The sequence below is a fragment of the Bacillus sp. C-3-6 genome, from assembly GCF_054509685.1.
Window position 1 is genome coordinate 1,723,105 of record NZ_CM137247.1, and the last position, 26,598, is coordinate 1,749,702.

The following is a 26,598-nucleotide window of genomic DNA, read 5'->3' on the forward strand; positions in this document are numbered from 1 at the left end:
TGATTTATGAAGTTGTTGGTAACATTTGTTTTATAATAATTTAAATTTTTCGGGGAATCAAGTGTTTTGTATATATTTTAAAAATTCTTTCTTTTTCTGAGGGAGTTTGTGAAAAATGTAGCAAAATAAATTCATTGCATGTACATTAAACTTATAGTGCATAGGAGGTGGGAGAATGAAAAGGAAACAGCCTATTTATGTTGCGACAAAAATGAACACGACGATGGGAAAATTATGGGAATATACGCAAGAACCAGATATACATACAGAGTGGGATGCTCGCTTTACTGAAATTTCGTATTTAGAGAAAAAAGAAGGAGAACCACAGAAGTTTTTGTATAAAACAAAGATTGGATTTGGGCTTGAAATAGCTGGAGAAGGGGAATCAATAGGTGAAATAAGAAAAGAAACTGGTGAAAGAATTTCTTCTTTAAAATTTTGGACGGATAATACATTATCTCTTATTAAAATAGGACGTGGTTATTGGAAGTATACGCCGAATAAAGAATACATCCATTTTGAGACACAATATGATTATGATACAAGATTTGGTCGTATAGGAAATGTGATAGATTCCTATATTTTTCGTCCGTTATTAGGTTGGGCGACTGCTTGGAGTTTTGATGCCTTAAAATTATGGTTAGAAAAGGGGCTTCATCCTAGGTTACTAATTAGAAGAACAATGACGTATTGGCTCGTATGTTTTTTATTTGCTTTTGTATGGATATATCAAGGGATAGTGCCAAAACTACTTTTTACTCATTTAGAAGAAGTAAAGATGCTTTCTGTATTAATCGGTTCAAATGAAAATAGTGTATATATACTTAAAATAATTGGGGTGTTAGAAATAATTTTCGGTGTTGTATGGCTGTTGCCAATAACAAAACGAAAATTATTTATACTGCATATTATTGTATTACTAGTTTTAACATTAGCGGCAGGATTTACGAATATTGCAAGCTTTACAGGGCCGTTTAATCCGATTACATTAAATGTTCTTCTAATGGGGTTATCAATTGTCGGTTATATAAATAGTTTCGATTTACCAAGAGCGAAAAATTGCAATAGGGCGAGAAAGGGATAAGTGTATGGCTAATATATATGAACGATTATTAGGGGATACCTATAAAAATCTTCATCCTGAATTGCAGAAGCGTTATGCGATTACAGAAGAGAATAGTTTTACAGGTGAAGGAAAGATGGATGAAATTTACGGTGGCTCTTTTTTCGTGAAATTTATATTAAAAATTGCATCGAAGTTTCGAATGTTTTTCTCGGAACGAGGAGAGGAAATCCCATTTACGATACAAAACATAGCTGAGCGAGATGAATATGGACAAGAATTAGTAAGGTGGAACCGTACTTTTTATTTTCATAATAAGAAAAGATATTTTAACGCAGTTATGCAATTGGATGGAAACGAAAATGAAATTGTAGATTATTTTGGCGAACCACATTTACTCGTTTCTACACTGCATTTTCATATCGATGAGTTAGGGGCAATGCATATTTCTTCAAAGAAACAATGGTTTTATATGTTTGGAAGAAAAATGCCGTTACCAAAATTTTTGTATGGTGAAGCAAAAATTGTTGAAAGTTATGATGCAACACTACAGTGTTTTCGAATTCATGTACAAGTACGAAACCCGTTAATTGGCTCGCTTTTTTCATATAAGGGAACATTTGTGGAAAGGAAATAAACGATATGAAAAATATAATATTTGGGCTTGCTTGTTATGTTGTTTTTCTAATATATGAGTGGTCGAATATAAATCCTGTTGAAGCAATTATATTATTATCTGTTTTATTATTTATACCAATGTCACTTTGTATTAGTGATAAAAGAAAAAGAGATGGATCGTATTTATTATTTTATAAATTCGTATCGTTTTTATATCCAATCGCAGCAATTTGTGCAATGCTAGCTTTCGTCACAAATCACTATTTATTTGCGCTAGTTTGGTTTGTATATACAGGAATTGTTGCGTTATTTGGTGTAAGTAGATTGCTAGAAAGAGGATGGAAGCCGTTAGAGGAGACCGTCATAGATAGTGCGTTTATTTATTTGTTTTTAGGTGGTTTTTGGTTTTTTGCTTCAGTAGCAAAACTTTCAATTATGCATTTTAGCTCTGACATTGTTTTACTCACAGCTGCACATTTTCATTATTCGGCGTTTCTATTGCCATTATCAGCTGGTTTAATAGGGAGAAAAAGAGAAAAGAGAAGTAAAGTGTATGATGCTATTATGTTTATCATCATGATTTCACCTATGACAGTTGCAATAGGAATTACATACTCAAGAATATTTGAATTTTTTGCAGTGTTCCTATATTTATGTGCGATTTATGGGTATGGATTTTACGTTTGGAGAGCAAAATTTAATGCTATCAGTGCAAAGATTCTTCTAATCGTTTCGTCTAGTACACTCATGGTTACAATTATGTTCTCACTTATATATTCATACGGGAATTTGAAGCATGTCTTGACGATTACCATTGCTCAAATGGTTTGGATTCACGGTGTTGTCAACGGAATTGGAGTAGCGTTACCGGCATTTGTCGGCTGGGTGATCGAAAAGAGTGTTCCGAATTATAAATACTATGGGAAACCAATGAGTAAGTTAAGAGGAAATATGGCAATTGGTGAGGCTTATTTATATAGCAGCAATTTAGTAGACAGTAAGGAATACAACGGTTTAGTTGATAAAGTAAATGACTTTCATAGTGAGGCATTTGATGTGAAGAAGGTTCCTTTAAGTATTATTCATTTTTATGAAAATACAGCAGAGTATGAATTGCAATCGAATATTAAATGGGCTCGTTGGTTCCGTCCGTTCGCACTTTGCTATGAGAAAATGAGTAAGCGTGTAGAACAAATACATTTAGGGATGGGCGGCAATTGGGAAACGATGCATGGCTCTATCATTAGTGTCATAGATGAGAAAGATGGAAGAGAGAATGTAAGGGCTTGGCTAAGAAAAAATGAAGCAGGTAAATCTATTTTTGTAGCTCTTTATTCAAAGCATACAAATAAGAATGAGACATATATGAATATCGCCTTACCTTTACCTTATTCGAATATGACTGGTATTTTGAAACTATATAATGATAGTCATGATTTAATTATTACTAGTAAGTTAAGAGAAAATGGTCAGGGAGATGAGGGGATTTATTTACATACTCGGTTCTTGACAATCCGTTTACCGTTAGCAGAGACTATCATCATTACAGAGGATAAGGATAAAATGTTAACAGCTCATCATAGCATGTGGCTATTTGGACTTGAATTTTTACATATTCATTATAAGATTGAAAAAATTGCACAGAAGTAAGAAAGGCTTGGATGGGTTTCCAAGCTTTTTTATGTATGGGTAATTGTCATAGAAATTTGTTTATTTAGCTCATTATCCCAAACACGTTGAATTTCAAAAGTGCCTGTTTCAAAAAATAATGGGAATCTATCTTTAAACCAAGTTTGCATAGGTAGCTTTAGTGCTGTATCGATTGGTATCCATAATAATTCACCCTCAGGAGGATTCAAAAGAAGTTCACCTTCAAATGAGTCTGTCCAATAGTTAAATACCATATATCGAACATTACCTTTCGGATTGACATATTCATCTAATCCTTTAAAAGTTAAATTGGAAACAAGTAATCCAGTTTCTTCTTTTACTTCTCTTATAGCGGCTTGAACGATACTTTCGGGGAAATCTACTTTGCCGCCAGGAGCGATGTAGCCAGGGAAACCTCGATGGCTGGGGCGTTTTATGAGTAAAATTTCATTGTTACGTTGGATCATACACATTGTATAGATCTGATGTTCGATGTTATGTGAATTTGGAGGCATAATGATGTATTCTCCTTTATATTTTTTTGATAATTTTACCATAACATAATTGTTTCTTATATAATTAGAAATGGAATGTTATAAATTTTCAGTTATATATTATAAATTCTATAGTCATTCGAAAAGAGGGGAGAGACATGCAAGGAGAAATACAAAAGGAGAAAAGTTTGGGTTATGTTGGTAAATTATTATTACCGGTTAAAGTATCACCACACTTTAAATTTTTATGGATTGGACAATTACTCTCGGTCTTAGGTAGTTCGATAACTATGGTCATACTCCCAGTTGTTGTGTATTCATTAACTGGTTCAACAGTTGTAATGGGGATGACGATGGCAATGTACATGCTACCTAATATTCTTGCCTTACCGTTTGCGGGTTTAGTTGTAGACCGAATTGATCGGGTTAAATTAATGTTATTTACGGATATAATCCGCTGTATATTAATGCTATTACTTGCATCGCTTATATTTATGGATTTATTAACAATTACAATTTTATATATTCTCGTTGCCTTATACGGACTTATGGAAGGGATATTCCAACCAGCATATGCTGCTGTAAGAGCGAAAGTATTTGTTCCTGAAATTCGTAATGCAGCTAACGCACTCACTCAAATGAGTAATCAAGGTATACGATTAATTGGACCAGCACTTGGTGGGTTAATCGTATCGGTTGCGTCTGCAGGGATAGGCTTCGGACTAGATGCAGTAACGTACTTATTATCATTTTTATGTTTATTATTTTTAAAAGAAATTAAGTTTAAAAAAGTAAAGTCTATTGAAAAGAGTAACATTGATTACAAACAAGAGTTTATGGCAGGTGTTTTCGTTTTAAAAAGTCATCCTTGGCTATGGATTACAATTTTAGTCTTTTCTTTTATAAATATTTGTTATGCCGGCATTATCGTCGTATTAATTCCATGGTTATTTAATGTTCATCATCATTTTGAAGCTTACGTGTATGGACTTGGCATGGCCTTTTCTGGTGGTGGAGCTGTAATTGCTGCATTAATATTTGGTGGGAAAGAGCGGTGGCAGAAGAGAGGATTACTGGCTTATGGAGGTGTTTTAATTAGTGGGATTGCTTTATTAATTATGCCATTCATTTCTTGGGCACCTGCTTTAATATTCTTAATGGCAATTGAAGGATTCGGCATGATGATATTTGGACTCATTTGGGAAACGAGTTTACAGGAGCTTGTACCAGAAGAAGCGTTCGGAAGAGTGGCAAGCCTTGATATGTTGGGTTCTTTTGCTTTATTGCCATTAGGGTACGTAGTTGTAGGCTGGTTAGCTACTGTCATAGGTGGCGAGATAACTATTATAACACTAGCTAGTTTAGTAATTTTAACAATTGGAATCGCATTGTCTGTACCGAGTATTCGTCGATTTGATTGATTATATGGGAAAAGAGGGCGATATGCATGACTATAGAAAACTTGAAAGATATAGTAACAAGGCAATTAGAGAGTAAATACATTTTGGAAGAAAAGGTCTTTGAAGCAAAAAATTTTACAGTCTATATCTCTACCCAAATAGAAAATAACTTAGCATATAATCAACTAGTATTAATAAAACATCTTTGTAATGAAAAACCTTCCATACATATTTGGCACAAAAAAATTAGTATGGAAGCAACAGAATTGGAAATCACAAAAGAAGTGATGGAAGCGATACAAGCAGGTTTCAAAAAAGAAGAATAAGCCCTAAAGAAATTAGGACTTATTCTTCATTAAATACAAATGTTTGTTTCATTTTTTTACCTTCATTTACCGGATGGCCGTTATAAGAGAAATTCTTTTCTTCCCAAGTGATCACAACTTTAAAATTATGACTATTAAAGTCTAATGGGAATACCATGTAGTCAAAGCTTGTATGACTTTTAGAAATATTTTCATTAGGTGTAGTAGGTTTAAAGGTAGCCTTAGAGGTAGGATTGTTATCAAGTATTTCCACGGATACGTTTGATACATCATGACCGATGTTTTTTACGAGTAAACTATACGTATCAAATACACCTTGTTTCGGCTGGATTGCTTGCTTGTTTGAGTTATGAGATTTATCAATTTCGACATACCATTGTTTAGACTTTGATGCAATCGGTAGTGACTGAAATGTGTAAGCACTAGCTTGCATTGGTAGTGCTAAACATATAAGCGTAAAGAGAGTTAATATTTTTCGTTTCATTTTTTGAGAGCTCCCATTCTTTAATGGATTTACTTGTTATTATCTTCTTTTTACGAGTGAATATACCATATAATGTAAAGTGGTTATTGTGAGTAGTGAATTAATATCTTATTCACTACTCTTATAGCTGGCATAATTACGTATGTAGTAAGAAAGAATAAATTTATTTTTTCTATACTTAGATTGCCGCCCTTTTTAAAAGGGCTATTTTTACGTTTTAATAAAAAGAATATCCTAAGAGTTCCGTATAAATTATTTATTTTAATGTAGTTAAATGTGCTTATATATGTGAAATTAGAGAAGGAAGCTGTGTAGAGATGTTTCTACACAGCTTTTTAGGATATGAAAAAATTTCCAAAAATATGTTAAAATAACATTGTCATACAACAAGGGGGATTTGTTTTATGGAAAATGGACATCTTGCTAAAGTAGACTTAACGAAAAAAATTGAATCAAAATCTAAGTACAACAAGAAACTCGAAAAATATCAAAGGCGCTTATTAGCATTACAACAAATTTTGAAAGAAGAAAAAATCGCGGTTATGCTTGTTATGGAAGGATGGGATGCGGCTGGTAAAGGTGGGGCAATTAAGCGGGTGACGGAACATCTTGACCCACGTGGGTTCCAAGTAAATCCAATTGGAGCACCTGCAACTCATGAAAAACGTTACCATTATTTGCAACGTTTCTGGCGCAAAATTCCACAGTACGGGCAAATCACCATTTTTGATCGCTCATGGTACGGTCGTGTGTTAGTTGAGCGTGTTGAAGGATTTGCTACAAAGGAAGAGTGGATGAGAGCATATGATGAGATTAATGATTTTGAAAAACTACTAACAGATGACCATTACATAATAGGGAAGTTCTTCTACCATATAAGTAAAGAGGAACAGTTAAAGAGATTTAAAGATAGAGAGAAAAATCCTTTGAAAAGATGGAAAATTACAGACGAAGATTGGCGTAATCGTGAAAAATGGGATGAATATGTTGAAGCAATGGAAGACATGTTTGAAAAAACAAGTAAGCCAAATGCGAAGTGGCATATTATTGAAAGTAACGATAAATTGTATGCCCGTGTGAAAACGTTAAAAATCATTATTTCATTCATTGAGGATTATTTCTTAGAACATGGTATAGAATTGCCTTCTTATTATTATGAAATGAAAGAGGATATTGAAGTTTTGCAAGATGTAGGTGTTAAAGAGTAAAAAAGAAAATGGTCCTGTGAATTGGTGAAACCAAATTATGGGGCTTTTTTATTTAGAAACATTTTACAATTAACAGAATAAGGTATATAATCAATAATCATATTAACATTGTTAATATGATTATTGATTATATACTATGTGGGGGTTTTACTTTGAAGGGAAGAGATGTTGTTTTAGGTTTATTAATGGAAAAGGAATTGTCTGGTTACGATATTAAAATTGTGTTTGAAGACGTATTTACTCATTTTTTTGATGGAAGTTTTGGAATGATTTATCCAACGTTACGACAATTGGAGAATGAAGGGAAAATAAAAAAAGAGGTTGTCATGCAAGAGGGAAAACCGAATAAGAAAATGTACTTTATTACAGATGAGGGGCGTGAAGAATTTTATCAATACATGCAGACACCTGTAGAGAAGGATGTTTTACGTTCGGATTTTTTAATGAGAATGTATTTTGGTAACTATAGTGATGATGTAACAATAAAAAAATGGATTAAAGATGAAATTGAAAGAAAAGAAGCGTACATTGCAGATCTTCGATTGAAATATGAAAAGTGGAGAGTAGGTATTACTTTCGTCGAAGAAATTTCACTAGATGTAGGTATTGCATCGTATAGTGCACAAGTGGAGACTTTGAAGAAAAAATTAGAAGAGTTAGAGGCGAAAGAAAACAATAAAACAGAAGAATGAAAAACGCGTTCACAATAAATAAAGGGGTATATAAAGATGGAGCAATCAAAGGGTATTAAGATTGTCTTTTTAATGTGTCTAGGTATCTTTCTTTGTATGATTGATACGACAATTATGAATATAGCTTTACCGGCAATACAATCGAGTGTAAATACTTCGTTAGAAAAGATGTCTTGGGTATTAAATGTTTATACAATGACGATTGCAGTACTTGCCATTCCGTTAGGGCGGATAGCTGATATCTTTGGAAAAGCAAAGATGTATATTCTTGGTCTGGTGATTTTTGGTGGTGGATCGGTACTTTGCGCTTTTGCTAATACAGGTGATTTTCTTATTTTTTCTCGTTTTATACAAAGTATTGGGGCAGCGATTTTATTTCCAACAAGTATGGTAATTGGTGTATCAGCTATGCCATTAGCTAAGAGGCATGTTGCGCTTGCAATTTTAGGAGTAACACAAGGATTGTCAGCTGCTATGGGACCAGTAATAGGTGGAATTATTACGCAAAATTTAGGATGGAGATGGGTGTTTTTCGTTAATGTTCCGGTTTGTATAATAGGAATCGTGTTATGTTGCATCATGCTACAAATAAAAAATGAAGAACGTATTATCTCAAAAATAGATTGGATAGGACTACTATTAAGTAGCACAGCAATTTTTTCATTTACTCTCATATTAGTAAAAGGTAATACATGGGGATGGCAAAGTAATATTGCTTTGTCTTGTTATGCAATTAGCACTATTTCTCTTATTCTATTTGTTTTAGTAGAACGAAAGATTCATAATCCAATGGTGAATTTAAAGTTATTTCAAGATCGAATGTTTGTCGGAGCGTCTATCGTTGTTATATTAAGTAATTTATTTTTAATTGGAGTTACTGTATTGCTTCCAACGTTCTTGACGAAACTACAAGGTCGAACGGAAATTGAAGCGGCTTTTTTAGTGACACCTATTTCAGCAATGATATTTTTTGTCTCACCAGTTGCAGCAACTTTAATTAAAAAACTCGGAAAAGTAACTATTATTTTGTCAGGATTTCTTATTATGGGGCTTTCCTACTATTGGTTGCAAATGATTGATGTTCATTCAACAAATATAGAAATTATTATTCCATGTATGATATTAGGTGTTGGATATGGTTTAGTAGTGGGGCCAATTACAGTTTTAAGTGCGTCTTCGTTTGAAGGAGAATTGTTAACTGCTTCTCAAAGTGTTGTATCAATGTTACGACAAGTCGGAATTGTATTGGCAGTCGCAATATTTGTCTCTAACTTAACTCACAATTTAACTGTAAATAAAGAAAAAGTATATCGTTATGCAGAAGAAAAGGTGCGTACTATTCATGTGAATAGTACTGAGCAAACTGAAATTTTACAAATGACTAAAGAAAAAATAGAGAATCAAAGTTTAGAGTCGAATATAAATAAGAAACAAAATGCAATGACAATGGGATTAAGTAAAGAGAAAAAGGAAGAATTGATTCGCGACAAGACGGATGAAATATTAAGAAAAGTTCCAGTAGAATATAGAGATGTAAAAAGAGAAGAAGTTATGAGGCAAGTGACAAAAGAAGTTGAAAAACAAGAGGAAAGTATAAAGAAAGAAGTACTCACATTTTCAAATGATGTGAATCATTATGCCAAGAATCAGATGGCTATGAGTTTTACAGATTTATATAAAGCAAGTGTGCCAATTATTTTAATTTGTGCTTTCGTAAGTTTGTTGTTTTGGGAAGGGAAAGCTTTGAGTAAAAAGAGAAAGGGAAGGATAGTAGAAGAAGCGTAAAGGAAAAAAGGCTGCTATTAGCCTGTTTTCCTTACTTTAGTATGAAAAATCTGGATTTAATTCTTTAAATTTATGACTATAATGCCTTTTATTATTAAAACCAACAAAATCAATTCCGACGCAAGATTCTAAATTTCCGTCTACAATCGTAGAATCCACGAAGCTTAAATGTTTTAATTTTTGTAGTTCTTTAATGAATTGTAGATTTCGTATGTTACCACAACTTGATAAGATGAGAGTTTCTAATTCCGTTAAATAGCGCAAATATTCGTGGTTTTTAAGCTTACTGCAATGGTCGAATTCGATGTGTTTTAAAGTTGAAGCATTGTTTTCAATTTCATCAATATGCTCTAAATTTCTTAAATAATTGAGTTCTAAATGCTTTAATTTAGGTAATGACCTACATCCTTTTAATGAATTAATGTTCCCTTGTGTAATGCTTAGTTTTTCAATTTTTTGTAAAGACATTAATTCTTCAAGGTTCTTTTGTTTCGGTTTGTATTTCCAAATGTATAGTTCTTTTAAGTTAGGACAAGATTCGAAGCCTTTAATGTTTTTATTACACTTTATGTGAAGTTCCTCTAAATTTGTAAAGCTTTCTAGCTCTGTTAAGTTTAGTGGAACTTGTGGTTCTTCTAGTGATAAAGATTTTAAGTTTTTTAATTTATATAGGGCTGAATAATCAGTAATATATATACTACTAATGTGTAGGCTTTCAATTTGCGGGCAGTGTTCAAGAAAATTAATATGGTGCAAACTATACCTAAGATCATTAATGTAAACATCAGTAAAGTTGTTTGTATTAATGAAGTCTACGTATTCATCCAGTCTGTTTTCATGGATTTGTACTGTGCCATCCATAACTAAAAAGTTTTGTGGTTTCTTTTTGATAGATATTTGTAAAGGATTCATGTATTGAAATATTTCTGTCTTGTTTTCTAAAATAGTTTCAACAATTCTTTTGACAGTTGGAACATTGTCTCTTTGTTTGTAAGCTATTAAGGTTGACTTTATTTCTGACGGATCTGCTAATAAAATTTTTGGATCCATTTCATGTAGTACATCTTCATTTGCAGGTATACAGCTAACCATTGCATCAAGTGCTATTAAACTTAAAGGGTGTCCTTTTGTTAGCCAAGACTTAATTCGTCTCCAAGTTAGTTGTGATACTGCAGCTAATCGCGCCCAATCGTTATGAAATGATACTGCATGTTCCTCTATCCAATCTAATGTTTCTGAGGATTGAAAAGAATGCAGACAAATGAAGGAAGTGGTCGGAAGCTCACTTTTTAATACTGTTTTTAGCCTTTCTATTACTAAAGGAAAGGCTTCTTCAAATGGTAAACAATAAGCTGCAGCGTGAGAAAGAGGTGCAAGTAAATCTTCATCAAATGCCTTCCACAGTTTTCTTATCCAATCTGAGGCGAATTCTCCTAGTATACATATAACAATCTCAAGTAATCTAGTTTTAATTACACCATTCATTGTGTTTGAAAAGCGGTTTATAACAGCATCTAGTACTTCGTTTTGATCGTACCTATTAAGAGCTTCAATTTCTGCTTCTTGAAGAAACCATCTAGTCATGGTGTAATCAAGTAATTCCTCTAAACTAGAACGAACTTCTTCTAAAGTGGGCACGGGTGTAAGTTTGTGCTCATTCATCTCTAATTTTGGTTGCTTCGCTTTACCATCTTCTTCATAGAAACTATCATGCAAATAATATTTATAAGGTGAGTGAATCATTACAAGGTGGTACCATTCTTTAGGATGTAAAGATAACGAAATAAGACGCTCATGACATTGGTTACATAATTTATAAGGTTGATTTGCTTGATCGGATTCTTCTATTTTATATACTGGATCATGTTTGCAAGCTTCACATAATTCTACTGTTTTTTTCATTGTTTTCTCCTTGCATATTGTGAATAGTAGTATTTTTAATATAGCATGGGATAAGTCGAGTATGATTAGAAAGTTTTTTAGAATGAAAGGAAGGAATGGAAAATGCCATTGAATATGTAACGTTATACATAGTACATTAACAAGAGGGATTAATTTTAAAAGGAGGATGGGGAATTGCTAGATAAGGCAGGGGCTTTAATAGATAATCATGTGTACACAGAAGAAGAGCAACAAAAACTATACAAACGAACGTTAATAATCGTCAGCATTTCACAAATGTTTGGCGGTGCAGGACTAGCTGCTGGTATTACAGTGGGAGCACTTCTTGCGCAGCAAATGCTTGGAACAGATGCATTTGCAGGATTACCAACTGCTATGTTTACATTAGGATCGGCATTAGCAGCTTTCATAGTAGGGAAGCTTTCGCAACGATATGGACGCCGGATAGGTCTTGCAACAGGGTTTATAGTAGGCGGATTTGGAGCAATTGGTGTTGTAATGGCAGCTTTAACAAATAGTATTATTCTTTTACTTATTTCTTTACTTATATATGGTGCCGGTACAGCCACAAATCTACAAGCTCGTTATGCAGGTACAGATTTAGCAGATAAGAAGCAGAGAGCAACGGCTGTTAGTATTACGATGGTAATGACGACTTTCGGTGCAGTTGCAGGACCAAATTTAGTAGGGGTAATGGGAAGTTTTGCTCATTCAATTGGAGTTCCTAAACTTGCAGGTCCGTTCATACTATCGGCAGCAGCATTTATACTGGCGGGTCTAGTTCTTTTTGTTATGCTTCGTCCAGATCCTTTGATTATTGCTAACATTATAGAAAGATATAAACAGGAACATACATATAAAGGACAACCAATAACAGAAGAAGCGAAAGAAAATAAACGAGGTATTACAGTTGGAGCAATCGTAATGATACTTACGCAAATAGTGATGGTTGCGATTATGACGATGACGCCAGTTCATATGGGACACCACGGTCACGGTTTAAGTGCAGTAGGACTTGTGATAGGTTTTCATGTAGGTGCAATGTATCTTCCATCTCTCGTTACAGGAATGTTAATTGATAAAATTGGCCGAACTACAATGAGCATAGCTGGTGGAGTGATTTTACTTGCAGCGGGTGTCATAGCTGCGATAGCGCCAAGTGATTCTTTATTATTATTAATCGTTGCTCTGTCTTTACTTGGGCTAGGATGGAACCTCGGATTGATAAGTGGTACAGCACAAATCGTTGATTCCACAACACCGTCTACACGTGCTAAAACACAAGGGAAAATAGATGTTTTTATTGCGCTAGCTGGAGCTTCTGGTGGAGCAATGTCAGGTATGGTAGTAGCGAATTCAAGTTATGCGGCATTGTCATTGGCTGGAGGCGTGTTAGCGTTATTACTTATTCCTGTTGTGATATGGTCTCGAAAAGGGGCAAGAAATTAAATGAAAAAGAGGTTCTAGTTACTGACTAGAGCCTCTTTTTATACACTTAAATTAAATTCCACTCTACAATAAGCCCTAAATGCGTAAGTCCGCCACCAAATCCGTATAGTAAAAGTGTGTCTCCGTTATTTAATTTCCCTTCTTTTATAGCTAAATTTAAAGCGAGTGGAATGGTGACTGAAGAGGTATTCCCCATATATTCCACACTCGTTAATGTTTTTTGTATTGGAATTTGAGATTTTTCGCAAATAGATTCGATCATTCGTAAGTTAGCGCTGTGGGGTATGAACCAGTCTATATCATCTACTTGCATATTTACGGTATGTAATAAATTTTTTATGCCTTTTGGTACCGTGCGTGTTGCCCATTTATATACTTCTCTTCCATTTTGAACGATTTTTTCATTTGTTTGCAGTGGTGTGCCATTCATAGTAGTAGATAAGTTTGTTCTATATAGATGAATGCCGCCATCACCGTTTGTTCCCATGTGAGCAGCGATAAAGCTTTGGGTGTTTTCATCTCTTTCTAATAAAATAGCTCCAGCACCATCACCGAATAAAATACAGGTCGTTCTATCGGTATAATCAGTAACTTTAGATAATGTCTCTGTCGCTACGACAAGTACTTTTTCATGTGATCCAGAAGTGATTAAGCTATTACCGACGTGTAGTCCATATGTAAAACCAGCACAAGTTGCATTTAAATCAAAAGCTAGTGTATGAGGTATGTTGAAGTATTGTTGTATTTGGCAAGCAACACTAGGGAAAACGTAATCAGCAGTAGTAGTAGCGACAATGATACAGTCGACATCTTCTAAGTTTTTCTTATATGTTGTACATAAATTTTCAATTGCTTTAATGGCTAAGTTTGAGGAGTATTCTTCGTCGCTAGCGATTCTTCTTTCCTTCATTCCTGTTCTTTGTACAATCCATTCATCATTCGTATGGACCATCTTTTCTAAATCGTTATTAGACAATATTTGATCTGGAACATAAGTACCAATTGCAGTAATACGAGATTTAGAATGCATAGGAACATCTCCTAACTTTTATTTTTATAACCTGATACTAATATTAGGTTATAAAAATGTCAATAAAGATTTTTGTTGTATTAAAACGATAATACTTAACTTACTATGAAGGAATTTGGCGAGTGCTGTAAAAATAATATACGAGAAGTTTCTAAAATTGATAATGAAGGGAGTTAAGCTCCTTGAAAAGGATTTTACACATGTTTCCTGTCGTCATCATTTGTAGCTTTATTCTTATTATTTTTCCTGAGAAATCTTATGCTTGTGATTGTATTAAAGTATCAACAGAAGATGCATTTCAAAAAAACGATGTAGTGTTTGAGGGAAAGGTAATTGAGGTTGGAAGGAAAGAAGAGGTTGGAACTGAAGTGTTATTTGAAGTGAAGAAAATTTGGAAAGGGACAACTTCTTCGCAAATTATCGTATATACAAAGGGTGGTGATTGTATGTTTCGCTTTGTAGAAGAAGGAGAGTACTTAGTATTTTCTACTCAAAGAGGATCAGAAAAACAATTACACACAAATAGTTGTAGTGGAACGAAGAGATTGGATGAGGCAGGGGCGGACAAAGCGGCTTTAAGTCAAATTGCAAAAGAGTCTGTTCCGACGAAGAAAGTGGATTTAAAAGGTGAGATGGTGAGCGGTTTAAATTGGCGGCAAGTTGCTATTATTTCCATTGGTTTGTTATTGATGATTGTTTTTGTTATTTTTATTGTGAGAAAAACTCGCAAAAAATGACGATTAAAGTAAAAATATAAAGATTCTCTTTAGTGTGATATAGGTTGTTAAACCTTGTGAAAGCGAATTACTTATGCTACACTTTATGTAACTTAAAATGAACGGAGGGGCTTCCTTTGATCTTAATCAGATTACGTCTCAATACTTTGTGCCAATAATTGAATAGCGCTCAAAGGCTCTGTCTGTGTACAGAGTGAACGGGATTGGTCTGCCTATTTTAAAGGAACCCTTTATTAAGCTTATATGTGAAAAAGAGGGAGGGACGAATACGCCCTCTTTTTGTTTTGCCTTTATAAATAGAATGGGATTGTATAAGTGAACACTTACTGTGGATACGTATACAATCTTGGGACTTTTTGACTATAAAATAGGATGAAAGCATAGCTTTCTTCTATTTCTTTGGTGAACCCTTATCCGTTTACGAAAACACAGGCAGCGACCTGTGTTTTTTATTTTACGTAATCGAAATGGAGGAATAAATATATGGAAGAAGTATTACAAAGAGCAGTTTTAGTTGGAGTAAATGTAGGTAATGAAGATGATTTTGCATATTCGATGGAAGAGTTAACAAATCTTGCGGAAGCTTGTGATGTAGAGGTAATTGGGCAAGTAACGCAAAATTTACAACGAGTAAATCCATCGCATTATATCGGAAAAGGAAAGATTGAAGAAGTTGCAGCGTATGTACAAGAAATAGATGCGAATATGGTTATCTTTAATGATGAATTATCTCCTTCACAAATTCGAAATTTAGAAGAGGATTTAGATTGTAAGGTAATTGATCGTACCATTTTAATTTTAGATATTTTTGCGCAACGTGCGAAAACGAAAGAAGCACAGCTACAAGTAGAAGTAGCACACCTTCAGTATATGATGCCTCGTTTAATCGGTCTTCGTGAATCGTTAGGGAGACAGAGCGGCGGCGTTGGTACGAAAAATAAAGGTGTCGGTGAAAAGAAGTTAGAGTTAGACCGTCGTAAAATTGAAGAACAAATTTCAGTTTTGAATAAAGATTTAGAAGCGCTCGTTGCCCAGCGTCAAACGCAGCGAAAGCAGCGTAAGAAAAATGAAATACCTGTTGTAGCATTAGTAGGTTATACGAATGCAGGAAAGTCAACGACGATGAATGCAATGCTTGAAATTTATAATGGTACAGAAGAAAAACAAGTATTTGAAAAAGATATGTTATTCGCGACGTTAGAAACATCTGTACGAAATATTGATTTGCCAGATAATAAATCATTTTTATTAACAGATACAGTTGGATTTGTAAGTAAATTACCACATCATCTTGTGAAGGCGTTCCGTTCAACGTTAGAAGAAGTAGCGGAAGCAGACCTACTTATTCACGTTGTAGATTACGCAAATCCAAATTATGAACAATTAATTGATATTACAAATGAAACGTTAAAGAAAATTGGAGTAGAAAATATTCCAACGATCTATGCTTATAATAAATCAGATATGGTAGATGTTGAAATTCCGAAAGTGCAAGAAGATCGCGTTTATTTATCAGCGAAGAAACATGTTGGAATTGAAGAACTTGTAGAAATGATTCGCTCACACATCTATAAAGAATATACGAAGTGTGAAATGTTAATTCCATATGATCAAGGACAGGTAGTTTCGTATTTCAATAATCATGCACACGTTTTATCTACGAGTTACGAAAACGAGGGTACCAAATTAGAAATAGAATGTAAGACGAGTGATTACGAGAAGTATAAGCATTTTGCAATTTAATGTAAGAGGCAACCCAGTATGTGATTGGGTTGTCTTTTTTTTGTACTGTTTTACCGCTGAAAGTTACAAGGATGCAAGCCAATGACGGGAGTTAAGTTATATTTCTGGAAAAAGAAATGAAAGCAGTATAGAATAGAAATGTTTCAAAAGTCAGAATTTATTACACCTACTGTAATAAATATATATTTTGTACAGAAAGGGGAGATTCACATATGCAGGCAGTTTCACACAAAAAAACTGTAGAAACACCGACAATATATCGAATTTTATTTGCGATTAGCTTTGGGCATTTTTTAAATGATTCGATGCAAGCAGTTGTGCCGGCGTTGTTTCCTATTTTGGAAAAAACGATGAATTTATCCTATATGCAAGTAGGGTGGATTGCGTTTGCATTAAATATGACGTCATCGATTATGCAACCGGTGTTTGGTATGTATTCAGATAAGAAGCCGTCACCATTTTTATTACCACTCGGCATGTTTTCAAGTATGCTTGGAATGATTGGACTCGCGTTTGCACCAAACTTTATTATTGTTATTATTTCTGTTTTATTTATTGGTTTAGGTTCCGCGGTCTTTCATCCAGAAGGCGCTCGTGTTGCGTATATGGCGGCAGGTGCAAAACGAGGGTTAGCGCAAGCAATTTATCAAGTTGGGGGAAACACGGGGAATTCTTTAGCTCCTATTTTTACAGCGCTAATTTTCGTTCCACTCGGTCAAATTGGTTCATTAGGTTTTACAGCATTTGCAGCAGTAGGAATTGTATTATTAATTTTCGTATCGAATTGGTACAAAAATGAATTAGCAACCGGTGCTGTAAGAAGGAAGAAGAGGGCTGCACTTGAGGCGGAAAATGCAATTGTAAGTACACACATTAAATTCGTTATTATACTTCTTGTTTTTCTTACTTTTGTACGCTCTTGGTACGGTGCTGGTATCGGGAATTTCTATCAATTTTACTTAATAGAGCATTACGGTTTATCTATAAAAAATGCCCAGTATTTCGTATTCGCATTTATGATTGCTGGTGTGTTAGGAACTTTCTTCGGAGGACCGTTAGCAGATCGATTTGGTAAGAAAAATATCATCGTATTTTCAATGTTAGGTTCAGCGCCACTTGCACTGTTATTACCACATGTCTCACTTGTGTGGGTCGTACCGTTATTTTTATGTATCGGTTTTATTAGTTCAAGTAGTTTTAGTGTAATTGTTGTATATGCACAAGAGCTTGTACCTGGAAAAGTGGGAATGGTGTCAGGATTAATCGTAGGTCTTGCGTTTGGACTTGGAGCATTAGGTGCTGTAGTTCTTGGGAAATTAGCAGATATATATAGCCTGCAATTTATTATGCTATTATGTAGTTGTCTACCATTAATTGGACTCACTTCATGGTTACTGCCAAGTGATAAGAAAACGATAGAATAGGGGATGCGCTATGAAATTGTGTGAAAACGTTACGGAATTAATAGGAGATACACCTGTCGTCCGATTATCTAAATTTATTCCGGAAGACGCAGCAGATGTGTATGTGAAACTAGAAATGTTTAATCCATCGCGCAGTGTGAAAGACCGTGCTGCTTATAATTTACTTCACGTTGCAGAAGAAAATGGTCTCATCAAACCAGGAGATACAATTATTGAACCGACAAGCGGGAATACAGGGATTGGTTTAGCGATGAATGCAGCAGCTAAAGGGTATAAAGCGATTTTAATTATGCCAGATAATATGTCAAAAGAGCGTATTAATTTATTGAAAGCATACGGAGCAGAAGTAGTTTTAACACCAGCAGAACAAAGAATGCCAGGAGCAATTGCGAAGGCGTTAGAATTGCAAAAGCAAATACCGAATAGTTTTATTCCGCAACAATTTGAAAACCCAGCTAATCCGAATATTCACCGTTATACGACTGCGCTTGAAATTTACGAACAAATGGATGGAGAGCTGGACGCTTTTGTTGCAACGGCAGGAACAGGCGGAACGATTACAGGGACTGGTGAAACGTTAAAAGAGAAATTACCAAACTTATATATTGCAGTAGTGGAACCGAAAGGATCACCCGTTTTATCAGGTGGTGTGCCAGGTCCTCATAAACTAGTAGGAACAAGCCCAGGGTTTATCCCGAAAAACTTAAATATAGAAGTGTATAACGAAATTATTCAAATTGCAGACGAAGAGGCTTTAACGACAATGAGAAACTTAGCTAGACAAGAGGGATTATTAGTTGGGCCGTCTTCTGGAGCATCTGTTTACGCTGCAATCATGATAGCGAAACGTCTAGGCGCTGGTAAAAAAGTTTTATGTATTGCGCCTGATACAGGTGAACGTTATTTGAGCATGGGGTTATTTGAATAAAAAGGATAGAAGCACCTTAATAGTGAATAGCTGCTATTAAGGTGTTTGTTTTATGGAATGAAGAGGGGGAGAAGAACAATGAAACTATTAAAACCAACCCATGAATATAGTGAGCATATTACAGCGTATAGACACGCGTTTTTAAACTCAGGGGAACAACCACATGGAAGTAGTTCTTTACAAAACTTTGATTCTCTTGATGAATGGTTTGAAAAAGTGAGTAAACAAGAACTAGGAGAAAATTTACTAGCTAATCGAGTGCCATCTAGCCAGTTTTTAAGTTTTGAAAAAGGGGAACTTATAGGCTTTGTGAATATTAGACATAGATTAAATCCAGAATTATTACGGGAAAGCGGTCATATTGGATATAGTGTCCATCCAAATAAACGTCGCCACGGTTACGCTACGAAACAACTAAAGCTTGCATTAGCTGAAGCGCAAAAATTAGGATTACAGAAAGTGTTAATAACTTGCGATAAATCCAATATCGGTTCTGCTAAAACGATTCAAAAGGTTGGTGGTGTGTTAGAAAATGAAGTAGTTTCTTCTCATACTGGTGAAATTGTTCAACGTTATTGGGTAGAAATATGATTTGGTAGAAATTTGAAAAGGTAATGCAAGCTGTAATATCGAAATAGATAAATGAAATATAGGGGATTACTGCAATTTTAGGGGGAAATGAAATGGGATTAAAAGAGAAAGCAATAGAGATGTCAGGGATTTATAGGCAAAATCCGAAAGTAGAAGCTATTATTTTAGCAGGTTCAGTAGCTAGAAAGCTAGAAGATGAACATTCAGATATAGAATTACATATTTTATGGTCAACACCGCCAGAAGATGAGGACCGTAGGGCTCCTATTCATCATATTGATGGGACAATATTATCGTATCATCCGTATGAGGAAGAAGAATGGTCGGAAACGTATTTAACGAAAGAGGGAATCAAATTAGAGATTAGTAACTTTTTAACAGAGACAGTAGAGAAAGTGATTTCGGATGTGGTGAATCAATATGATATAAGTTATGAAAAACAATGTATTGTATCATCCGTTCATGATGGTGTTAGTTTGTATGGAGAAGGGAAAGTGAATGAATTAAAAGATAGAGTAGCGGCATATCCAGATGAACTAGCAAAACGAATGATTTCAGAAAATCTATGGTTAAGTAATCGTTGGCACAATCGAAAGGCGCTTTTAAAACGGAAAGATTGGCTTATGCTTTATGACGTTATTTGCGAAGTACAAAGGAACGTATTCGGTGTTTTATTTGGTTTGAATAAAATGTATGTACATCATCCAGCGTTTAAATGGATGCCTAATAACGTGGAACGAATGACTATTAAACCTGAAAAATTATATGAACGTATGGCAGATACATTAATAGGGAATCCAGAAAATAGTGTGCAGGAGTTAGAGTTGCTAATAGAAGAAGTGTTGCAACAAGTTCATACATACGCGCCAGGAGTAAATGTGGATGAGCAAGAAAAATCTATTTTTTATTTTGTGAAATAGAAAATAGATTTTTATCGATTGTTCCTAAAAGAAAACTCACATTTTGAATTTTGAAATAGATTGTAATACATAAAAATTCGAAATATAAGTTGACACTATTTTTAATGTGTGATAAAAATAATAGTAATCAATTCGGAAAATAATATTTGGGCAATGAAAGGGTATAGTAGTGAATATCTCCCTATTTCAGAGAGCTGATGGTTGGTGTGAATCAGTATATAGATTATTCATGAAGTTCGTCCTGGAGCATCTTTCATAAATCTCACATTATGAGGAAATGAAAGACGGTAGTTTATACCGTTATCAAATAAAGTGGTGAAGATCTTTTCACAACTAGGGTGGTACCGCGATATTTATCGTCCCTACGTATTTACGTAGGGACGTTTTTTATTTAGGTCCTAACTTTGGTGTGGCTTCATAACTAGGGTGGTACCGCGATATTTTATCGTCCCTACGTTTTTGCGTAGGGGCGTTTTTATTTAGGTGGTTTCTTAGTGTTCTTCACAACTAGGGTGGTACCGCGATATTTTTGTCGTCCCTACGTATTTACGTAGGGGCGTTTTTTATTATTAGGGAGGAAGTGAACGTATTAGAAAAGAGTATTGATAGAACAATATAAATACCGAGTTGTAACAAAGAAAAAGAGATAGAGAGGAGATTAACAAATGAATTCACAGCAATGGACATCGAAATTAGGTTTCGTATTAGCTGCAGCAGGTTCGGCAATTGGTCTTGGGGCGATTTGGAAATTCCCATATATGGCCGGCATTGGAGGAGGCGGAGCGTTCTTCCTAATTTTCATCGGTTTCACATTATTAATTGGTTTACCGCTATTATTAGCTGAATTTGTTATTGGAAGAAGTACACAAAAAGAGGCTGTCGATGCATATAGAGAGATTGCTCCTAAAACGTTATGGCCTTGGTTAGGTAAATTAGGAATTGTAACATGTTTCATATTACTTTCTTTCTACAGTGTTGTAGGAGGCTGGATTTTATTATATTTATGGAATGCAATTACAGGTAGACTATGGGAAGGAAATGGAGCATACGAAGCTACGTTTGGTGAAATCATTTCCAATCCATATTTAGCAGTTGGATCACAGCTATTATTCATCCTTATTACTATTTTCATCGTTAGTAAAGGTGTACAAAATGGTGTTGAAAAAGTAAATAAATATTTCATGCCAGCATTATTCGTTTTATTCTTTGTATTAATCGTTCGTGCACTTACATTAGATGGTGCTGGAGAAGGCGTTCGTTTCTTCTTACAACCTGATTTCTCACATGTAACATCAGAAGTTATATTATACGCAATGGGGCAATCGTTCTTCTCATTATCTGTCGGGGTAGCCGTTATGGTAACGTATAGCTCATACTTACCGAAAGAAGAAAGCTTACCACGTTCAGCATTTTCTATCGTAGCCTTAACTCTTGTTATTACATTACTTGCAGGACTTGCAATTTTCCCAGTTGTGTTCGCATTTGGAATGGAACCATCTCAAGGGCCGGGACTATTATTTATCGTGTTGCCAGCTATTTTCAGTAAAATGGCGTTCGGAAAATTATTCTTCATTGTTTTCTTATTACTATTCTTCTTCGCTACGATTACATCAGCAATTTCGATGTTAGAAATTAGTGTTGCATCGTTAACATCAAAAGGTAAAGGGAAACGTGAAAAAATGGCCTTAATCGTAGGGTTATTAATCTTCGTTGTTGGGGTACCATCAGCATTATCATTCGGTATATTAAGTGATCTGAAGATTTTCGGAAAGACAGTCTTTGATTTAGCGGACTATGCAGTAAGTAACGTTTTAATGCCACTTGGTGTATTATTAGTTTCTATCTTTGTTCCTTTAAAAATGAAGAAAGATGTATTAATGAAAGAGCTAGGTGTAAGTAAAAATAAAGGATACAAACTATTTGTGTTATGGTTATTCTTACTTCGCTTTATCGCACCAATTGCGATTATTATCGTATTCTTAAATGTACTTGGCATTATATAAAAAGAAAGGTAGCGTATCATACATAGATACGCTACCTTTTTATTTTGCTCTTTTTTGCAATTCATTTACTGTTACGAACTGATAGCCCTTCTTAGATAAAGAATCTAAAATACCTTCAATCGTTTTAAAATTTTCATTAGACTCATCATACATAGAATGCAGTAAAATGATAGAACCTGGTTTTACATTTTTATTAACATATTCAATTTTATCAGCTGCAGATTTATAAAAAGTATCGGGCTCAAGATCCCATATAATCGTTTCGATATTATTTTTATTTAAATAATATGGTAGTCCAATTAATTTTTTTCCGTTAGGGGGCCTAAAATCAATTTCGTCTGTAAATCCTGTTTGGCGGATTAATGAATTCGTTTTTTCTATTTCATCTTTAATAAAAGAAGGTGTTTTGAAAACCATTCTATTATGAGAATATGTATGGTTTCCAAGTTGGTGCCCAGATTGCGCGATAGCTTCTCCTAACGATAAATTTTGCTCTAATTCATTTCCAATTAAAAAGAAAGTAGCTTTAGCGTTGTATTTATCTAGTAGCGGTAATATTTGTTTTACATTGTTAGTAGGGCCATCATCAAAAGTTAAAGCAATCACTTTTTCATTTGTTTCTACGCGTTGTGTTAAATCTCCAAATAATTGAAAGCTTCTTGCGTTCATCAATTTGTATGTTCCGAATAATGCCGTGATAATAAAGAATAGTGTAACGATTGTAATGATAATTTTTTTCTTCATAATGTAACCTCACAATGATTTTTAATTCAGTTAAAAAGTATTATATCAAACTAAGTAATTTCGTGCTTTAAGAAGGGTGTGGATGCAAGGAGAAGGAATTTATCATATAATAAAATGCAAAAGGTATATTAGGAGGTGTTTATATGGCGATTATAATTCAATTGCCAGACACTGCAACGTCTCATGCAAAGCCAAGTATGGAAATGGCGATACTTTGCGTGAGGTAGACAAGTAATATACAATCGCCTATATGAGCTCGTATCATTTTTTATATTTGGCTTTGCACCTTATTGAAATGGACCATAAAAAATAAGGGGCGAGCAGAAATGAAATACGTAAAAGCTAATGCTGTTTTACCAGAGAGTTTAATTACTGAAATTCAAAAGTATATACAAGGTGAAACAATTTACATTCCGAAACAAGAAACGAAACATTATAAATGGGGTACACGATCTGGCGGAAGAAAACAACTAGATGAAAGAAATAAAGCAATTAAAGAAGCGTTTAAAAGTGGGATTGCTATTCATCAACTTGCAGAAGAATATTTTCTTTCTGGGGAAACGATTAAAAAGATTGTGTATTCTAAATAAGAGGAAAAGAGTCTGATTCATATATTACTTTGAATCAGACTCTTTTTGTTTTATGTGTATTGGATATATGAGGTGTGAACGGGCATGATAATAGAAAAAATGTGCCGTTTTTTTATTAAATGGTATACAGAGCACTTGAAAAGTAGAAAGGTGAACATATATGAATCATATTGGACAAATAACGATAGAGCTTTTAGTTGGTTTTTTTGTTCTATTAATTGCTACAAAAATATTAGGGAAAACACAAATATCTCAGCTAACGCCATTTGATTTTATTTCTGCAATCGTCCTAGGTGAGCTCGTTGGAAATTCAATATATGATCCTAAAATTAAAGTATGGTCTATTTTATATTCAGTATTTGTTTGGGTAATTTTAATTTATACTATAGAAGTGATAACACAAAAAGTAAGAGGAACAAGAAGGTTTTTTGAAGGGTATCCTTCAATTATTATTCGTAACGGAAAGATTGATCGTGAACAATTAAGCGTAAATCATTTGGATATAAACCAATTACAACAAATGCTTAGGCAACAAAAAGATATATTTTCAATCCGAGAAGTTGAATATATGATATTGGAACCGAACGGAAACATAAGCGTTCTGAAAAAAAGTAAATACGAATCTCCTACTATAAATGATTTAAGTTTAAAACATAAGCCTGTATACTTACCAATTTCATTAATTAGTGATGGAAAAGTAGTTAAGGATAATTTGAGGGAAGCGGGATTTGATGAAGGATGGCTTTATAAACAAATAAAGCAAAAAGGAATTACTAAATTTGAAGACGTATTATATGCGGAATGGAAAACAGATGATGGCTTCTTTTGTCAGGAAATGCAGCGGTAGAGAATAAGTGATATATGTAATGTTTGTTTCTAAGTTATCTTTTACATATCAAAAAACGTAATCATTGTATACAATAAAACTAGATCAACAATTTGTATGGAGTGATAAAGATGGAAGCGTTTATTAGAAGTGATCAATATAATTTTATAAAATCACAAGCTTATATTTTAGCAAACGGGCATGCAACGGCAAATGATAGAGGTGTAATTCAAGCGTTAAAATCGCTTGCGATTGAAAAGATAATACATGTATTTGAGAATTTAACGGATGAACAGAAAGAGTTAATTGATACGGTATTAACAGTTCAAAATAGAGAAGATGCAGAATCATTTTTAATGAAAATAAATCCGTATGTAATTCCGTTTCAAGAAGTTACAGCACAAACATTAAAAAAATTATTTCCTAAAGCGAAAAAGTTAAAACTTCCTGATATGGAAGAAATGGATATGAAAGAAATATCTTATTTAAGCTGGATTGATAAGGGGTCAAGCAGGAAATTTATTATAGCGAAAAATGATAAAAATAAATTTGTTGGTCTGCAAGGAACGTTCCAAAGTTTAAATAAAAAAAGCATTTGTTCGTTATGTCATGGACATGAAGAAGTAGGAATGTTTTTAGTTGAAATTAAAGGCGATGTACCAGGAACTTTTGTTAAAAAGGGAAACTACATTTGCAAAGATGGTGTAGCTTGCAATCAGAATATGAAATCGCTAGGTAAATTGAACGATTTTATTGAACGCTTGAAGAAATAACGAGAAAACCTCTAGTATTTAAACTGGAGGTTTTTATTTTTTGAAGAAGTAAAATAAGCTTTCTTTGTAAATGTAGATTTATAATGAAATTTGATAAAAATATCTATTATGATACAGTTGCTTATATGCAAGGAGGTAAAACATGGATTACCTTTTATCGAAAGAAAAAGTGAAGCGATGGCCCAAAGATATGATAGCGGCGGGGCGTTGTCATACAGTTGGCCTGAAATCGGATGGCACGGTAGTAGCGGTGGGCCGGAATAAAGAAGGGGAATGTAATGTAAGTGGCTGGCGAGATATTGAAGCAGTCGCAGTGGGCAATGTTCATATGGCAACGAACACGGGTAATGCTCATACAATCGGTCTTACATGTGACAGTACTGCGGTAGCAGTGGGTTGGAATAAGCATGAACAATGTGATGTAAACGATTGGCATAATATTGAAGCGGTTGCGGCAGGGTGGCGTCGTACTATTGGCCTGAAATCGGATGGCACGGTAGTAGCGGTGGGCCGAAATAAAGAAGGAGAATGCAATGTAAGCAGTTGGCAAGGTATTGTGGCAGTCACAGCGGGTGACTGGCATACAGTCGGTCTTAAATTGGACGGCACATTGACGACTGTGGGGAATAATCGATATGGTCAATGCAATGTAAGTAGCTGGCGAGGTATTGTAGCGGTCAAGGCTGGGTATCTTCATACTGTTGGTCTTAAACGAGACGGTACGGTGACAGCAATGGGGAATGATAAACATAACCAGTGTGATGTAAGTGGTTGGCGAGATATTGTAGCAATAGCGGCTGGTACGAATCATACAATCGGACTTAAATCAAACGGTACCGTGGTGGCAGTGGGTTGGAATGAGTATGGTCAATGTAACGTAAGTGATTGGAGAGATATTGTAGCGATAGCGGCTGGTTGTGCACATACAGTCGGACTAAAATCAGACGGCACGGTGATCGCGGTAGGTAATAATGAATTTGGCCAATGCGATGTAGGTAGCTGGCGCGACATTCGGTTGCCTGGCAAATAGTCAATTTACAATAAATCATTAGTAATATTATTCTATTTTAGGAGTAATTATGGAATAGGATATGTAGAAAATAATTAAACTTAAATCTGCTGAATAAGAATCTCTTTTGAAAAGGGATTCTTATTATTTTTCATAAAATGAGGGTATAAATGGAATTTTTGAACAAATTTTATTTCAAAATTACAGTA

The 26,598-nt window shown here is 34.4% G+C and carries 25 protein-coding genes and 1 other annotated feature; of the genes, 20 read left to right on the top strand and 5 right to left on the bottom strand.

Features of this window, described 5'->3' with window-relative positions; genetic code table 11:
- The first annotated feature begins 175 nt into the window (after positions 1-175).
- The 3 genes from ACW0JX_RS08950 to ACW0JX_RS08960 are packed head-to-tail and all read left to right on the top strand — an operon-like array spanning position 176 to position 3,331.
- The gene (locus ACW0JX_RS08950; RefSeq protein ID WP_459245585.1) at positions 176-1,084 is read left to right on the top strand and encodes a DoxX-like family protein; all 909 of its coding nucleotides are present in this window, start codon (positions 176-178) and stop codon (positions 1,082-1,084) included.
- A gap of 4 nt (positions 1,085-1,088) precedes the next feature.
- On the top strand, positions 1,089-1,700 hold the full coding sequence (locus ACW0JX_RS08955; RefSeq protein WP_001284321.1) for a DUF4166 domain-containing protein: 612 nt from the start codon (positions 1,089-1,091) through the stop codon (positions 1,698-1,700).
- Positions 1,701-1,705: 5 nt separating this feature from the next.
- Positions 1,706-3,331: a YndJ family protein gene (locus tag ACW0JX_RS08960; RefSeq protein ID WP_459245586.1), complete on the top strand. Its 1,626-nt coding sequence runs from the start codon at positions 1,706-1,708 to the stop codon at positions 3,329-3,331.
- A 29-nt stretch (positions 3,332-3,360) separates the two neighbouring features.
- Here the strand turns inward: ACW0JX_RS08960 and ACW0JX_RS08965 are convergent, their stop codons facing one another.
- The gene (locus ACW0JX_RS08965) at positions 3,361-3,846 is read right to left on the bottom strand and encodes an NUDIX domain-containing protein (RefSeq protein WP_459245587.1); all 486 of its coding nucleotides are present in this window, start codon (positions 3,844-3,846) and stop codon (positions 3,361-3,363) included.
- Positions 3,847-3,983: 137 nt separating this feature from the next.
- On the opposite strand from ACW0JX_RS08965, the gene ACW0JX_RS08970 reads away from it, so the two are divergent.
- The gene (locus ACW0JX_RS08970; protein ID WP_069355388.1) at positions 3,984-5,246 is read left to right on the top strand and encodes an MFS transporter; all 1,263 of its coding nucleotides are present in this window, start codon (positions 3,984-3,986) and stop codon (positions 5,244-5,246) included.
- A gap of 26 nt (positions 5,247-5,272) precedes the next feature.
- Positions 5,273-5,551, top strand: a complete 279-nt coding sequence (locus tag ACW0JX_RS08975; protein WP_069355389.1) for a hypothetical protein — start codon at positions 5,273-5,275, stop codon at positions 5,549-5,551.
- A gap of 19 nt (positions 5,552-5,570) precedes the next feature.
- Here the strand turns inward: ACW0JX_RS08975 and ACW0JX_RS08980 are convergent, their stop codons facing one another.
- Positions 5,571-6,035 carry a hypothetical protein gene (locus ACW0JX_RS08980; RefSeq protein WP_000823337.1) on the bottom strand — a complete coding sequence of 155 codons (465 nt, stop codon included), beginning with the start codon at positions 6,033-6,035 and terminating at the stop codon, positions 5,571-5,573.
- Positions 6,036-6,439: 404 nt separating this feature from the next.
- On the opposite strand from ACW0JX_RS08980, the gene ACW0JX_RS08985 reads away from it, so the two are divergent.
- From ACW0JX_RS08985 to ACW0JX_RS08995, 3 genes are all read left to right on the top strand, one after another.
- Positions 6,440-7,243, top strand: coding sequence for a polyphosphate kinase 2 family protein (locus ACW0JX_RS08985; RefSeq protein ID WP_459245588.1), 804 nt, complete (start codon positions 6,440-6,442; stop codon positions 7,241-7,243).
- Between the two features lie 152 nt (positions 7,244-7,395).
- Positions 7,396-7,935, top strand: coding sequence for a PadR family transcriptional regulator (locus ACW0JX_RS08990; protein WP_000678333.1), 540 nt, complete (start codon positions 7,396-7,398; stop codon positions 7,933-7,935).
- Between the two features lie 36 nt (positions 7,936-7,971).
- Entirely contained in the window at positions 7,972-9,720 is a 1,749-nt protein-coding gene (locus ACW0JX_RS08995; protein WP_182812879.1) for an MDR family MFS transporter, read from the top strand.
- A gap of 36 nt (positions 9,721-9,756) precedes the next feature.
- Here ACW0JX_RS08995 and ACW0JX_RS09000 read toward each other — a convergent pair whose 3' ends face one another.
- Positions 9,757-11,622, bottom strand: coding sequence for a leucine-rich repeat domain-containing protein (locus tag ACW0JX_RS09000; protein ID WP_459245589.1), 1,866 nt, complete (start codon positions 11,620-11,622; stop codon positions 9,757-9,759).
- Positions 11,623-11,796: 174 nt separating this feature from the next.
- On the opposite strand from ACW0JX_RS09000, the gene ACW0JX_RS09005 reads away from it, so the two are divergent.
- Entirely contained in the window at positions 11,797-13,071 is a 1,275-nt protein-coding gene (locus tag ACW0JX_RS09005) for an MFS transporter (RefSeq protein WP_000884513.1), read from the top strand.
- Positions 13,072-13,117: 46 nt separating this feature from the next.
- Here the strand turns inward: ACW0JX_RS09005 and ACW0JX_RS09010 are convergent, their stop codons facing one another.
- Positions 13,118-14,101, bottom strand: coding sequence for a ketoacyl-ACP synthase III (locus tag ACW0JX_RS09010; protein WP_097984032.1), 984 nt, complete (start codon positions 14,099-14,101; stop codon positions 13,118-13,120).
- Positions 14,102-14,301: 200 nt separating this feature from the next.
- Between ACW0JX_RS09010 and ACW0JX_RS09015 the strand changes: the two genes are divergently transcribed.
- The 7 genes from ACW0JX_RS09015 to ACW0JX_RS09045 all read left to right on the top strand — a co-directional run bounded on the left by ACW0JX_RS09015 (position 14,302) and on the right by ACW0JX_RS09045 (position 22,447).
- Complete coding sequence (locus tag ACW0JX_RS09015; protein WP_459245783.1) at positions 14,302-14,838, top strand: cobalamin biosynthesis protein CbiN; 537 nt, start codon at positions 14,302-14,304, stop codon at positions 14,836-14,838.
- Between the two features lie 483 nt (positions 14,839-15,321).
- Complete coding sequence (hflX, locus tag ACW0JX_RS09020) at positions 15,322-16,581, top strand: GTPase HflX (protein ID WP_000393281.1); 1,260 nt, start codon at positions 15,322-15,324, stop codon at positions 16,579-16,581.
- Positions 16,582-16,793: 212 nt separating this feature from the next.
- Positions 16,794-18,005 (top strand): MFS transporter, encoded by a 1,212-nt coding sequence (locus ACW0JX_RS09025; protein ID WP_001149399.1) that lies wholly within the window; start codon positions 16,794-16,796, stop codon positions 18,003-18,005.
- 10 nt (positions 18,006-18,015) lie between these two features.
- Entirely contained in the window at positions 18,016-18,933 is a 918-nt protein-coding gene (gene cysK, locus ACW0JX_RS09030; protein WP_000762269.1) for a cysteine synthase A, read from the top strand.
- 78 nt (positions 18,934-19,011) lie between these two features.
- Positions 19,012-19,524, top strand: a complete 513-nt coding sequence (locus ACW0JX_RS09035; protein WP_459245590.1) for a GNAT family N-acetyltransferase — start codon at positions 19,012-19,014, stop codon at positions 19,522-19,524.
- A 92-nt stretch (positions 19,525-19,616) separates the two neighbouring features.
- Positions 19,617-20,444 (top strand): DUF4037 domain-containing protein, encoded by an 828-nt coding sequence (locus tag ACW0JX_RS09040; RefSeq protein WP_016082090.1) that lies wholly within the window; start codon positions 19,617-19,619, stop codon positions 20,442-20,444.
- 144 nt (positions 20,445-20,588) lie between these two features.
- Positions 20,589-20,811, top strand: a binding site (T-box leader).
- Between the two features lie 298 nt (positions 20,812-21,109).
- Entirely contained in the window at positions 21,110-22,447 is a 1,338-nt protein-coding gene (locus ACW0JX_RS09045) for a sodium-dependent transporter (RefSeq protein ID WP_001088185.1), read from the top strand.
- Between the two features lie 39 nt (positions 22,448-22,486).
- Here ACW0JX_RS09045 and ACW0JX_RS09050 read toward each other — a convergent pair whose 3' ends face one another.
- A complete protein-coding gene (locus ACW0JX_RS09050) occupies positions 22,487-23,191 on the bottom strand; it encodes a polysaccharide deacetylase family protein (RefSeq protein WP_016513031.1) in 705 nt (234 codons plus the stop codon).
- A 326-nt stretch (positions 23,192-23,517) separates the two neighbouring features.
- Here ACW0JX_RS09050 and ACW0JX_RS09055 point away from each other — a divergent pair, with 326 nt between their 5' ends.
- The 4 genes from ACW0JX_RS09055 to ACW0JX_RS09070 all read left to right on the top strand — a co-directional run bounded on the left by ACW0JX_RS09055 (position 23,518) and on the right by ACW0JX_RS09070 (position 26,410).
- Positions 23,518-23,781, top strand: coding sequence for a CD3324 family protein (locus tag ACW0JX_RS09055; protein ID WP_000878325.1), 264 nt, complete (start codon positions 23,518-23,520; stop codon positions 23,779-23,781).
- 160 nt (positions 23,782-23,941) lie between these two features.
- Complete coding sequence (locus tag ACW0JX_RS09060; protein ID WP_001015543.1) at positions 23,942-24,628, top strand: DUF421 domain-containing protein; 687 nt, start codon at positions 23,942-23,944, stop codon at positions 24,626-24,628.
- Between the two features lie 110 nt (positions 24,629-24,738).
- Positions 24,739-25,380, top strand: a complete 642-nt coding sequence (locus ACW0JX_RS09065; protein WP_459245591.1) for a FusB/FusC family EF-G-binding protein — start codon at positions 24,739-24,741, stop codon at positions 25,378-25,380.
- A gap of 142 nt (positions 25,381-25,522) precedes the next feature.
- Positions 25,523-26,410: an RCC1 domain-containing protein gene (locus ACW0JX_RS09070; RefSeq protein WP_459245592.1), complete on the top strand. Its 888-nt coding sequence runs from the start codon at positions 25,523-25,525 to the stop codon at positions 26,408-26,410.
- Positions 26,411-26,598: the final 188 nt, after the last annotated feature.

Bases quoted from the DNA above. Each gene is read 5' to 3' on its own strand.
- ACW0JX_RS08950 (WP_459245585.1), top strand. From the start codon at position 176: ATGAAAAGGAAACAGCCTATTTATGTTGCGACAAAAATGAACACGACG.
- ACW0JX_RS08955 (WP_001284321.1), top strand. From the start codon at position 1,089: ATGGCTAATATATATGAACGATTATTAGGGGATACCTATAAAAATCTT.
- ACW0JX_RS08960 (WP_459245586.1), top strand. From the start codon at position 1,706: ATGAAAAATATAATATTTGGGCTTGCTTGTTATGTTGTTTTTCTAATA.
- ACW0JX_RS08965 (WP_459245587.1), bottom strand. From the start codon at position 3,846: ATGCCTCCAAATTCACATAACATCGAACATCAGATCTATACAATGTGT.
- ACW0JX_RS08970 (WP_069355388.1), top strand. From the start codon at position 3,984: ATGCAAGGAGAAATACAAAAGGAGAAAAGTTTGGGTTATGTTGGTAAA.
- ACW0JX_RS08975 (WP_069355389.1), top strand. From the start codon at position 5,273: ATGACTATAGAAAACTTGAAAGATATAGTAACAAGGCAATTAGAGAGT.
- ACW0JX_RS08980 (WP_000823337.1), bottom strand. From the start codon at position 6,035: ATGAAACGAAAAATATTAACTCTCTTTACGCTTATATGTTTAGCACTA.
- ACW0JX_RS08985 (WP_459245588.1), top strand. From the start codon at position 6,440: ATGGAAAATGGACATCTTGCTAAAGTAGACTTAACGAAAAAAATTGAA.
- ACW0JX_RS08995 (WP_182812879.1), top strand. From the start codon at position 7,972: ATGGAGCAATCAAAGGGTATTAAGATTGTCTTTTTAATGTGTCTAGGT.
- ACW0JX_RS09000 (WP_459245589.1), bottom strand. From the start codon at position 11,622: ATGAAAAAAACAGTAGAATTATGTGAAGCTTGCAAACATGATCCAGTA.
- ACW0JX_RS09010 (WP_097984032.1), bottom strand. From the start codon at position 14,101: ATGCATTCTAAATCTCGTATTACTGCAATTGGTACTTATGTTCCAGAT.
- ACW0JX_RS09015 (WP_459245783.1), top strand. From the start codon at position 14,302: ATGTTTCCTGTCGTCATCATTTGTAGCTTTATTCTTATTATTTTTCCT.
- hflX (WP_000393281.1), top strand. From the start codon at position 15,322: ATGGAAGAAGTATTACAAAGAGCAGTTTTAGTTGGAGTAAATGTAGGT.
- ACW0JX_RS09025 (WP_001149399.1), top strand. From the start codon at position 16,794: ATGCAGGCAGTTTCACACAAAAAAACTGTAGAAACACCGACAATATAT.
- cysK (WP_000762269.1), top strand. From the start codon at position 18,016: ATGAAATTGTGTGAAAACGTTACGGAATTAATAGGAGATACACCTGTC.
- ACW0JX_RS09035 (WP_459245590.1), top strand. From the start codon at position 19,012: ATGAAACTATTAAAACCAACCCATGAATATAGTGAGCATATTACAGCG.
- ACW0JX_RS09040 (WP_016082090.1), top strand. From the start codon at position 19,617: ATGGGATTAAAAGAGAAAGCAATAGAGATGTCAGGGATTTATAGGCAA.
- ACW0JX_RS09045 (WP_001088185.1), top strand. From the start codon at position 21,110: ATGAATTCACAGCAATGGACATCGAAATTAGGTTTCGTATTAGCTGCA.
- ACW0JX_RS09050 (WP_016513031.1), bottom strand. From the start codon at position 23,191: ATGAAGAAAAAAATTATCATTACAATCGTTACACTATTCTTTATTATC.
- ACW0JX_RS09055 (WP_000878325.1), top strand. From the start codon at position 23,518: ATGAAATACGTAAAAGCTAATGCTGTTTTACCAGAGAGTTTAATTACT.
- ACW0JX_RS09060 (WP_001015543.1), top strand. From the start codon at position 23,942: ATGAATCATATTGGACAAATAACGATAGAGCTTTTAGTTGGTTTTTTT.
- ACW0JX_RS09065 (WP_459245591.1), top strand. From the start codon at position 24,739: ATGGAAGCGTTTATTAGAAGTGATCAATATAATTTTATAAAATCACAA.
- ACW0JX_RS09070 (WP_459245592.1), top strand. From the start codon at position 25,523: ATGGATTACCTTTTATCGAAAGAAAAAGTGAAGCGATGGCCCAAAGAT.